Below are 10,432 nucleotides of genomic sequence, written 5' to 3'. Positions count from 1 at the left end.
GTCAGGCACCGCTATTAAATGCATCTCCAGGCATCCCGTTACACTCGCGCCGCCATGCGGTCGACTGAACGAGGAGGTTTCACATAGACGCGATCTGGGCCGACATGGGAGAGGCCATCATGCGGCAGTGCTGCAGATGGAGCGCTGGCAATAAAAGGGCACAAGGACCAGCGTCTGCCCAGATGCCAACACATGATAACGGCGGTGCTGTTACGCGATATTCAGCAGTGTTTAAGCTAGCGGATACTCAATCACGCGCATAGCAGGAGTAACAGCACAGGTGTTCCTATAGTTTTGTCAACCGGGGAATGCCGTTCGCGAGATCGAATCGCGAAATGCTGACGCCAGGCCTTTCGACCGGCGGACTCCAGTCTGTTCGGAGTGCTGCGTTTCGACTAGGCGGCTTAGGGCACCCTGTCCCGCATGATCGCGTAGGTGACCTTCAACCTCTTTCGCGCCAGCGTTTTGAGCGCCTTGCCGTGCGGCATGCCCCGTTCTCGGCACCTGGCGTAGTAGTCGCTCCATCTTCCCTCTGTCCGGGTAAGGTCGTTGCACGAGAATATGAGCAGGTTCTTCAGCCTTTTGTTGCCTTGGCGCGATGCCGTCACCGAGGAGATCGAGGTCCTCGCTCGGCGGTTGCGCGGCGCCAGGCCGCAGTACGACGCGCGCCTGTCGTGGCTTGACTCGTCATGTTTAATCTGTTTCGTTAACTGAAATACGAAAATCTGGTTAATCAAAAAAGCAAAATCTGGTTAAATGAAAACTGTAAATTCGGTTAAACGTGCTGGTAATCAATGGTGAAAAATATGCCCAAAAAGTACTACACTCGAATTATCGAAAATGAGCTTGACCAGATGCTAGGAATATTCGGTGCCGTTCTCATCGAAGGACCGAAATGGTGTGGAAAGACAACCACAGCCGGGACCCGTGCGGCGTCCAGGCTCCTTCTCATGGACCCGTCGCGCAACTTCGAGAATCGCTTGCGTGCCGAGACGGACCCGGCGCTTGCCGTTTCCGGCGAGGTGCCGCGGCTGATCGATGAATGGCAGGAGGTTCCGAAACTTTGGGACGCGGCGCGGTTTGAGTGCGACAACCGCGGCGGCGAGCCTGGCCAGTTCATATTTACGGGGTCGGCGACGCCGCGAGACAATGAGCGGCCGATGCACAGTGGCGCTGGAAGGTTCGCTAAATTGCGCATGGATACCATGACGCTTTTCGAACTTGGGAAATCTAGCGGTGCGGTTAAGCTGTCGAGCATTATTTCTGGCGAAAAGTTCAATGGCGCTTTCGGGTCGTTGGATTCTGCCTCGATTGCCGAGTGCGTTGTTCGCGGTGGATGGCCCGCGGCGGTCGGGCGCGATGCACTGGCTGCGTCGGCGATGGCGAAGCGTTACATCGGCATAGTCGCCGAAGAAGATTTGTCTCGTGTTGATGGCTCTCGACGCGATCCCGAAAAGGTCAAAGCCGTCATCGAATCGCTTGCGCGCAATGAATCCACTTTGGCGACACTCAAGACGCTCGTAGCTGATCTTGGTGGAGAGGTATCGAGACAAACGGCGGCATCGTATATATCTCTTCTCGCTCGGGTCAGCTTCGTTCGCGATATTCCCGCGTGGAATCCAGCAATGAGATCTCCGGTGCACTTAAGAGAATCAAAGAAGCATCATCTTGCTGACCCGTCACTGGCGGCCGCTGCGCTCGGGGCGACTCCGGAGACCTTGCTGCTAGATTTCAAGACGCTTGGACTACTTTTTGAATCGCTGGCACTCCATGATTTGTGGGTTTATGCGCGAGCAAACGGGATGAGTCTCTATCACTATCACGATTCTCGTGATCTAGAGGTCGATGCAGTCATTGCGGCTCCTGGTGGGACCTGGATTCCGGTCGAAGTTAAACTCAGCTCTGCTCAAATAGAAGAGGCATCCGACAATCTTGTTGCTGTCGAGGAACGTATGGTTGCTGCTGGAAACACCCCGCCGGTTTCTAAAGTAGCGATTATTGGATTTGGATCACAAGCCTATGTTACCGCCCGCGGTGTCCAAGTTGTTCCCTTGGATGTTCTTGCGCCGTAATGCTGCGGGCGAAGTGAAATCGACGCCGCAGTTTTTAGATCTGTTTTCTGAGATCTAAACCGTGAAACTCAAAAACTCACCGTCTTGATCTTCATTTGAATCGAATTGCGCCCGCGCAAAAGTCAAAACGACTCGCGCGGGCGTTTCGTTTTTTCATATCGCATTTCATATCGCGCCAAAACAAAACGCGAGTTTTGAAAATAGATAGCGACCATCGGTCGCGATCGTAGGCGTGTGTGCACGCCGCATGAAAATCGACTCGCCATTCGATTCGTAATGCGAGCCGCGTCAGCTTTCGACAAATCCAACAGCGCTGCGAGTCACGCTAATGACTCTCCGCGCCATTGAAATTGTCGAAAGCTGTCTCAACTTTTTCGCAAACGCCATGAAAACGATTCGACGAAGTCGAATGTTTGCGTCGCAGGCGCCGCAAACCCGCTTCGCAAAAATGCAAACACTCGGCATCCCTCGCATTCGCATCACCGCTTCGCTCTCGCTACAGCGAATCTCTAACACTCAGCATCCTTCGCGTTAAAAATTCGCTTCCGCTCACGGTCTTCACGCAGTTACAACGCCGCGAGGCCTCTCGCTTGGAATGAGGCCTCTCATTCCACGTCTACACTGCGTTTCGCCCAATCACCGTTCCGGAGATTGCAAGATGTACGTAAATGGCCATAATTACATGTAAACATGAACTATGGCCATTTACGATCTTGCTTTTCCCTCCTACGGGAAAAGAAGACAGGCAAAGCTGAGTTCCGCTTTGTGCGCGAAGCGGTTTCGCCTTCGAGAAAAATTCAGCGGACTTTTCCAAATCTTGTTTCGGAGGCCACTCCGAAGATGAAGGGATAAAAATGAGACGAAGCGAGAAAGTCGAAGCGACGTTGACCGCTGAAGAAAAGGAAATTCTTCAGCGCCTCTGTGACGAAGCTGGTTGCACGGAAGCTGAACTAATCCGCTCCGTTTTGATTAGCCGTTCGATTGCTCTCGACGATCTTGAGACTGGAAAGAAAATCGAGCACGAGAAAAATAAAGCGCTGCACAACTGCAAGCGCAAACACGCTCCAAAAAAATCTGGCGAGTGCGGTGAAGCCATCGCCGAGAACGCCGAGAAACGTGACGTTTCATTTCATGTGATGCTGACCGCTCCAGAAAAAAAGGCGATCGAACAGCGGGCGGCAGTGCTTGGCATCTCTGTAAGCGAGTTGGTTCGCCGCGGTGCGATCTACGGAAAGATTGAATCATTCAATTTCGATATTGCTGAAGTTGAAAAACTCCATCATGAGTTATTGAAGGAAGGAACGAACCTCAATCAGCTGATGTACTTTGTGAACGCCCAGGGGCTTCCCGCGTACAACGAGAAAGCTGTTTTCCGCACGCTCGAAAAGGTTTACCAAAATGCTCGAAAGGTCGACCGGTTTATCGAGGAACTTGAAAAGCGTCATCACGTTGACTATGTTCCCCACGACTATCTGGCAGATGAACCAGACAATAGAAATCTTTAAGTCGGAACGCAGCCGGATCAGTTTTGCAATTGAGTGCAATTACTCGTTTAGCTATAACTACTGAGTAAAAGCGAAAAGAGACGGCAGAAGAGATTGACAGCCATTAAACAGAAAGCAGTCAGCTCGTACCCCGCCTCGCTAGCTTGGCCCTGCCCGAGTTTTCGGGGAGGTGGTCGCTATGTCCGAGCTCCGTCTTATGATCGTCGCTCTTCTTCTGGTGACCATTCTGGCCATTTTTGGCTAGGGTAAAACCCGGCCTTTAAAGACCAAAGCCGTCCTGTCTGGGACGGCTTTGTTTCCTCGATTATCAACTTCATACGGATGGATGCGGGGTTCGATACCCCGGCGGCCTGATCGGCAGGCCGCCGGGAACTCTCACTCCTCGATAAAAGCCGGCACCCGGTTAGTCCTGCGCATCTTGAAATCGTCAGTTTCGTGGGAGACGTAGAGGATGCCGTCCATCCCATCTCGCGATGCATATGAAAGGTGAACAGAACCGCAATCCGCTCCATCATCGTCGAGAAGATCGAACGAATTCGGATCGCTCGTTGCGGCCAAACGACCACTCATGCAAGAGCCATCGCCATTACAGATTTGCCATTCCATGTCTTCGCCTGCGAGAATCGCCATAGACGGCCCGGTCGCGCCATCGCTGACATACATCCCGTCTATGCCAAACCCGTTTTCAGCGCCATCGATAAACGATTGCTCGGACCTATACTTCGCGAATGATGCGCACAGCGCCATTGCAAGACCGATCGCAAGGCCAACAGCCGCTATCTTTGCATAGCTCCTGCCCATCATGTCATCCTACTTTTCGCTTGCCCAAGGAAAGGCGGAAGAAGTTATTCGTCGCTGCTTTTTTGTACACCTTCTTGACGCCGTTGACGGTCTCGTAAACAACAAACGGCTGAACCTTGTGCTCGACGTTCGCCGTCGCTTTCCAAAAGCCGGCACCGTCGATGTGAATGGAATACCCAGTCGCCGACAGATTGCGCTTTGCCAGCGGTATCGATACGCCTATGCTTCCGAGACCGTTCGGGAGCGGCACCGATACACTCACCGAACCGCCGCCAGACGGCTGGACGTTTATGGAACCGCCCCCGTCGATGTGAACGCCCCCCGGGGGCTGCCCAGCAACGTCGTGCCATCCGCTGGCTTTCGTTTGCACGCTCCCGTATACGGTGCTGTAGCTTGGGCGCCCGCGTGTCGCATAGGGCTCAACACCATCAGATGACATCGCCTCTTCTATGATAAGGGCCGCTTCTTGCTCTGCACGTTGACGCACAATCGCCTCGACATCAGATTCACTCAGATCCGGGAACGCTAGGAATTCTACGGTTTCAGAATTGTAACCATCAGCAAATGCACCATTTGGGGTGATTAGTGACAGTCCGCCCAATGCGGCTGCCGTCAGGATTGACCTGCGAGTAATAAACAGGTTTTTCGTTGTACTCATCTTCGCCTCCAAACTTCTCACCGGGGTCCTTCTGGCCAATTTTGCCCCGGCTCGGTTACTTCGGTTACTTGAGCGCTCCCATATATGCTTGTTACCCATGTACGTAATATTAATTTTGGACATATCGAAATTAATCAATGGTTGCGGGAGTTTCCGACCTCAGTGAAATGCCGCCCTATACCCACAGAATCAGTCGAGCTTGACATGTGCTCTGCGCATGAAAAGGGATCGAACTGAAGTGTCTGGCCGGACGCCAATTGTCCGGGAACTGCTTCGGATTCGACCCTCTTCTACTTTACTTCCATGGCCATGCAGCGGTCTAGTGCTCCTTGACCGGATGCTTCTCACCGAAACCACCGTCGATGCCGAAGCGGCACAGCCTGTCGATGGCACGAAGATGCTCGTCGATGGCGGTTGCGATCTGGGTGTCGACCTCGCTGTCGTGGTCGTTGAGACCGCGGACCGCCCCGTCGGCGGCCATGAAGGCCTTGATGGCCTGATTGAACTGAGCCTTGAAAGCATCGACCTTCTCGACAGCGGTGGCTCGTTGTGCCATCTCGTGCTCGAGCCGTTGAACGATTTCCTGTGTGTCGCTCATGCTGTTCCTTTCCTCGCGGGGCGTTTAACCTACTGTATCGCACCGCGCAGACACGATTTTTTCGGGCGGCGGCAAACTCCACGAAGCCGCAGGTAGACGGCTTGATGTAATCGCAAATACAGCCCAGAAAAGGAATGCCTAGATACCCGTTAGGGACATCTGCTTTCAGGCGCCTTAAAACGCATCTGGTGAGGTCGTTTTTTCGGCCTTGACCTGCGTGGTGGCACTTTGGGGTGCTCACAGCCGCGGCATGTTCTTGTAGACACCCTGGCGGTGGCCGACCCTTACGACCTCGATGACGGCTTTCCCGTCCTCGATCCTTGCCAGGATGCGGTAGACACCAACGCGCCAACGCCAACCGGAATCGGTGCCCTGAAGCTGTTTTCCATTCGGTGCGCGCCGCTGGTCCTCGCATCCGTCAAGGTGCTCCTGAACCCAGGACAGGATTATGAGCCGCTGCTTCTTCGGAATGCTTAGGAGTTGCTTGGTCGCCGCCTTAGACCATTCGACGCTGAAACTCACTCGGCCTCCATTGCCATACGCATGACGTCATCCATCGAATAGCGGGTGCCATCGTCCTCCATCAGCGCCTCGTTGTACGCCTTGATGTCAGCCGCCTCCTCGACCTTATCGAGGGCGGCGTTCCTCACGAATTCGGAAAAGGACATGCCGAGGACGCTCGCATAGGACTGGATCCAGTCCTTCTCACCATCATCGAACCTGATGGCAGTGGCACTCATGGCCATAGTTGCTCCAATCAACGTGTTACATTGTAGTACGTTGATTATACCCGTTTGTTCTGGAGCCAGTCCCAAAACGTATGCCGCGCGGCACTCGAAAACCGAACCCTCGATGCCGTGAACAGCGAGTGCCAAAACCCAGTGTCAAAACCTCCACTTGCATTCCCATGAGAAAATCAAAAGACAAGGCAGGAGGCTGAAAATGACCAGATACGGATACGCTCGCGTGAGCACGAAGGATCAGAAGCTAGATAGGCAAATCGAGGCGTTGGTCAACGCCGGCGTGCCCTATGGCCATATCTACAAAGACAAGGTCACGGGTGCCAAGGACGGCGACCGAACTCAGCAGAAGCGTCTGTTCAAGAAGATGAAGGCCGGCGATGAAGTGGTAGTCGAGTCCTGGGAGCGCCTAACCAGATCGACCAGGCAATTGCTGAACTACGACCTTATGTTCCGAAATCTCGGCGTGAAGCTAACTTCCTTGAAACAGCCGGTCGACCTCGATACCGCCTTCGGTCGATTCGTCCTCGGCACTCACGCCTGCACCGCCGAGCTCGAGCGCGACCTGATCAAGCAGCGCCAGGCCGAGGGCATCGCCGTAAAACGGAACCATGGTGGCAACGTCGGGGGCCGCCCGCGCATCGCGGACGTCAAGGCCGATGCTGCCGTGAAACTCTACCTTGCGCGGGAAACGCCCATCCCCGACATCTGCGCCGCCACCGGTATATCGAAATCGACTTTGTACCGCATCCTCCGTGAACGCGGATTGGTGGGCGTCAGAAGATAAATCCGAGTGCGCTACTATATAAGAGTGCGGTATTTCTCCAACTGAAACCCCCTGCGTGAACGCATAACGTATGACTTGAGACGCCTTTTAGAACTCACCGATCGCAGGATGACTACAAATCAACAGCGGCCGTGCATTGTTCCCAGCCATATGGCATGGCGGAGCCATGCCATTGTTGATTGGAGTGCCGCACCATGGCAGACAATCCGAGCGAAAAGAAAATCAGCGAGACATCCGGCGTGAAGGCCGTCCTCGATGAGGCTGCCGAGCGGATCGAGGCGACATGGCGGGAGAAGCTGCTGCGCGAGACTGCCGACCTCAGGACCGAGAACGCACTGCTCATGGCCCAGGTGGATGAATTCAGCCGCAAGCTCGCCGAGGCGACGGATCGGAATGAAAAGATTGAGGCCGACTGCAATGAGCGGGTCGCCTTTATAGAGGAGAAGTTCGAACTCGATACCGCGAGCCTCGAGCTCGAGAACAACGAGCTCCATGCCGCGAGCGTCAGATATCTCGCCGATGCTCGGGAACTCGACAGGCAGGTCGTCCAACTCCATGCCGAGGCCGTGGCCATGGTCGATGAGATCGAGCGACTGCGCGGCGAGCGTGACGCCGCGCTGAAAGCCCAAGCCGAGTTGAACGACGCACTCCTGGCCCAGCGCGACCTGATGGCCGAGGTCGCCGCCCTCAAGGACCGCCTTGCCGCCTCCGAGCAGCGTGCGGCCGTGGCCGAGGCCAAGATCGAGGTCATGACCCAGATGAAGATCGAGTAGGCCGCATAGCATCTAATTTTCTAGAAACCCCCTAGACCATTTCTAGGGGGTTTCTAGAACTGAGAACCGGGCGCAGCACTTTCGATCGGCACGATGTCTCGATAGACCAGACGGTGCCTGTCGTCACGCCACTCGTCACCGTGGTAGTGGCCGAAGAACCAGGCTCGGTAGCCGAGCCGGTCGTCGAGCTCGGCAAGGAATCGCTGAAGTCGGTCGCCCCGATACTTGCGTCCGCGCTCCCGGCACAACCCCTCAGCAAGGGCAGCAGGAGCCTCGTGACTCACCACGTAGTCGACCCTCCAGCCTACGCGGTCGAGCGAGGTGCGGCAGCACCCCATCTCCTCCTCGCTCGGCATCTCCTCGGGCCACCAGCTCCTCCCCTCCCTGCGATACTGCCTGTCGTTGCTCGCGGCACCGCCCATGGCAAGGACCGCGAGTCCGTCGATGTCGAACACCTCTCCACGCATCAGGTGCAGCACGCGCGGTCGCACCTCATGAACGAGGCCGCCGTTCCACTCCCGCACCGGCAGTTCTGCCAGCATCCGGTGGTTCTCGTGGTTGCCGTCTACGAAACACGTGGTCCATGGCTTCGACTCAAACCAATCGAGCCAATACCTCTCAGCATTCGAGCCGTCCCAGACAAAGCCGAAGTCGCCGGCCACGATCACCACATCGTCGCTCGTCAGAGTCCGGCCCAGCGGCCAAGACCTGAAGGCGAACCTGCTGGCCCCGTACTCGGCCCTGCCGTGCACGTCTCCTGTCACATAGATAGCCATCAGTACGCACCCCACGGCAGGAGTTTGTCCCCGAGCCTCACGATCCGGTCGTACAGCACGGTATGACGTTCGTCCGGGTTGCCGTCTCGGTGAAAATGGCCGTAATACCAGCGCTTGTAGTCCAGGCGGCCCTCGAGCTCGTCGAGGAATCCGGTCAGCCGGTCCACATCGGGGCGTTCCCAGCCTGGGTCCGGGTAGAGCGTCGGCGAGAGCATGCGCGTGGCGCAGGTATGGGTGATGACGCAGTCGACCTTCCAGCCGACCTCGTCGAGCCTTGCACGCGCGGCATCGAATTCGCGCTCATCCGGGAGCTCCTGAGGCCACCAGCTGGAATACGGCACGCGGTATTCCCTGTCCACGCTCGTGGCACCGCCCATGGTGAAGATTGTCGAACCGTCGAGCTCGAAGACCTCGCCGCGCGTCAGGCGCCGAATGGGCGAGGTGTCCGACAGGCGCTGCGTCAGCCCGCCATGCCACGGCTCCATGGGGCGCTCCTCCCAGTGATCGAAGCGCTCGTGGTTGCCGTCGACGAACAGTACCGTGTAGGGGCGCGACTCCAGCCAGGCGATGTCGGCGCATTCCTCGGCAGAAAAGCCCCACGGAAAGCCAAAGTCACCGGCAACGATGAGATAGTCGTCGCTGGTAAGACTGTCGCCGAGCTCCCAGTCGCGGAGCTTTTGCATGTCGAGCCCACCGTGGATGTCGCCCGTCACATAGACCGTCACCGAATCGCCTCTTCCCTCTTGTACGCCGCCAGCTCGCGCTCGACCTGCCTGTCGCCGGTCTCGTTGACCCACCAGGGCCATTTCACCCGGCCGCACGGCTCGTCGACTCCGGCGAACCATTCCCTCAGCTCGTCGAGGCTCACCGGGGAGTGCCCGTTGGCATCGCAACCGACGTCGTAGCGCAGAAGGCCCTGCTTGCGGTTGAACTCGTTGTACGCGCCGCCGCTGCTGTGGATGTGCCCGTGGAGGTGCCACGATCCATAGCTCATGCCCTGCCAGTCGGCCATGGGGTAATGGCTCAGGACGATCTTCTGCCCGTCGATCTTGAGCACGCAGATCGGCGGCTCCACGGTGAACGCGCCCGCGACCGCCGGCTGGGTCCAGTCCTTGTCGTGGTTTCCCGGGACGAGGTGGATGCGCCTGCAGGCGATCCGCTTGCGCAGGGCATAGGCGTCCTGGGCGGTCATCTTGAATGAGAAATCCCCCAGGATGTAGAGCTCGTCGTCCACGGCAATCCTGCCGTTGATGCCGTCGACGATGGCGTCGTTCATCTGCCAAATCGTCTCCCACGGGCGGCCGGTGAACTTCAGCACGTTCTCATGCCCGAAGTGGGTGTCGCTGGTAAACCAGATCATATTTATGTCTCCTTCTGTCGCTAAAAAACGTTCTCCTTCGAGGTCAGGAGACGTTTTATGAGCGACATGAGGTGCATATCCCTCATGTTTCAAGCTCCAATCTGCCGGATTTGCCCAACTAAAAGTTTACGCCCACGCGCGAACAGGATTTGATTTTTGAAATATGGACGAATTCCTCGTCAGGAGGGTAAAATGATGCCGACGGCAGCCCAAGTTGTGGTGAGCTGGGCAGAGCCGTTGCTTAGTAGAGTTAGGTCATCGTCTTAGCGACGGTGGCCTTTCTTTTAATATGAGAAAGCCATTGTCAATAGGCGTGTTTGTTCGAGCCCGGTTTTAAACCGGGCTTTTTCGTTTCCCGTCGG

13 protein-coding genes are annotated in these 10,432 nt (G+C 56.2%); 4 read left to right on the top strand and 9 right to left on the bottom strand.

The window, feature by feature from the left end; translation table 11 throughout:
- Positions 1–404: 404 nt before the first annotated feature.
- Complete coding sequence (locus tag ABHT90_RS08655) at positions 405–737, bottom strand: transposase (protein ID WP_346979679.1); 333 nt, start codon at positions 735–737, stop codon at positions 405–407.
- Between the two features lie 69 nt (positions 738–806).
- Here ABHT90_RS08655 and ABHT90_RS08650 point away from each other — a divergent pair, with 69 nt between their 5' ends.
- Positions 807–2,072 (top strand): ATP-binding protein, encoded by a 1,266-nt coding sequence (locus ABHT90_RS08650; RefSeq protein WP_346979680.1) that lies wholly within the window; start codon positions 807–809, stop codon positions 2,070–2,072.
- 854 nt (positions 2,073–2,926) lie between these two features.
- The gene (locus ABHT90_RS08645; protein ID WP_346979681.1) at positions 2,927–3,577 is read left to right on the top strand and encodes a plasmid mobilization protein; all 651 of its coding nucleotides are present in this window, start codon (positions 2,927–2,929) and stop codon (positions 3,575–3,577) included.
- A 375-nt stretch (positions 3,578–3,952) separates the two neighbouring features.
- Here the strand turns inward: ABHT90_RS08645 and ABHT90_RS08640 are convergent, their stop codons facing one another.
- From ABHT90_RS08640 to relB, 5 genes are all read right to left on the bottom strand, one after another.
- Positions 3,953–4,378: a hypothetical protein gene (locus ABHT90_RS08640; protein ID WP_346982236.1), complete on the bottom strand. Its 426-nt coding sequence runs from the start codon at positions 4,376–4,378 to the stop codon at positions 3,953–3,955.
- A 4-nt stretch (positions 4,379–4,382) separates the two neighbouring features.
- Positions 4,383–5,036, bottom strand: a complete 654-nt coding sequence (locus tag ABHT90_RS08635; RefSeq protein WP_346979683.1) for a hypothetical protein — start codon at positions 5,034–5,036, stop codon at positions 4,383–4,385.
- A gap of 319 nt (positions 5,037–5,355) precedes the next feature.
- Positions 5,356–5,634 (bottom strand): hypothetical protein, encoded by a 279-nt coding sequence (locus ABHT90_RS08630; protein ID WP_195622442.1) that lies wholly within the window; start codon positions 5,632–5,634, stop codon positions 5,356–5,358.
- Positions 5,635–5,871: 237 nt separating this feature from the next.
- Positions 5,872–6,156: a type II toxin-antitoxin system RelE family toxin gene (locus ABHT90_RS08625; RefSeq protein WP_346982235.1), complete on the bottom strand. Its 285-nt coding sequence runs from the start codon at positions 6,154–6,156 to the stop codon at positions 5,872–5,874.
- The gene (gene relB / locus ABHT90_RS08620; RefSeq protein ID WP_204986970.1) at positions 6,153–6,374 is read right to left on the bottom strand and encodes a type II toxin-antitoxin system RelB family antitoxin; all 222 of its coding nucleotides are present in this window, start codon (positions 6,372–6,374) and stop codon (positions 6,153–6,155) included. Before relB ends, ABHT90_RS08625 begins: the two co-directional genes overlap by 4 nt.
- Before the next feature lie 202 nt (positions 6,375–6,576).
- Between relB and ABHT90_RS08615 the strand changes: the two genes are divergently transcribed.
- A complete protein-coding gene (locus ABHT90_RS08615; RefSeq protein WP_226791018.1) occupies positions 6,577–7,161 on the top strand; it encodes a recombinase family protein in 585 nt (194 codons plus the stop codon).
- Between the two features lie 194 nt (positions 7,162–7,355).
- Positions 7,356–7,934, top strand: coding sequence for a hypothetical protein (locus tag ABHT90_RS08610; protein ID WP_346979684.1), 579 nt, complete (start codon positions 7,356–7,358; stop codon positions 7,932–7,934).
- Positions 7,935–7,987: 53 nt separating this feature from the next.
- Here ABHT90_RS08610 and ABHT90_RS08605 read toward each other — a convergent pair whose 3' ends face one another.
- Genes ABHT90_RS08605 through ABHT90_RS08595 form a run of 3 tightly spaced genes read right to left on the bottom strand, consistent with a single transcriptional unit; the run spans position 7,988 to position 10,070 of the window.
- Entirely contained in the window at positions 7,988–8,710 is a 723-nt protein-coding gene (locus ABHT90_RS08605) for a metallophosphoesterase family protein (RefSeq protein ID WP_346979685.1), read from the bottom strand.
- Positions 8,710–9,435: a metallophosphoesterase family protein gene (locus tag ABHT90_RS08600; protein WP_346979686.1), complete on the bottom strand. Its 726-nt coding sequence runs from the start codon at positions 9,433–9,435 to the stop codon at positions 8,710–8,712. Before ABHT90_RS08600 ends, ABHT90_RS08605 begins: the two co-directional genes overlap by 1 nt.
- The gene (locus tag ABHT90_RS08595; RefSeq protein ID WP_346979687.1) at positions 9,432–10,070 is read right to left on the bottom strand and encodes a metallophosphoesterase; all 639 of its coding nucleotides are present in this window, start codon (positions 10,068–10,070) and stop codon (positions 9,432–9,434) included. The genes ABHT90_RS08600 and ABHT90_RS08595 overlap by 4 nt, the downstream gene beginning before the upstream one ends.
- Between the last annotated feature and the right edge of the window lie 362 nt (positions 10,071–10,432).

Source organism: Collinsella aerofaciens (assembly GCF_039758815.1).
GTDB classification, from domain to species: domain Bacteria; phylum Actinomycetota; class Coriobacteriia; order Coriobacteriales; family Coriobacteriaceae; genus Collinsella; species Collinsella aerofaciens_BP.
This window is presented reverse-complemented; position numbering and strand designations above follow the sequence as displayed.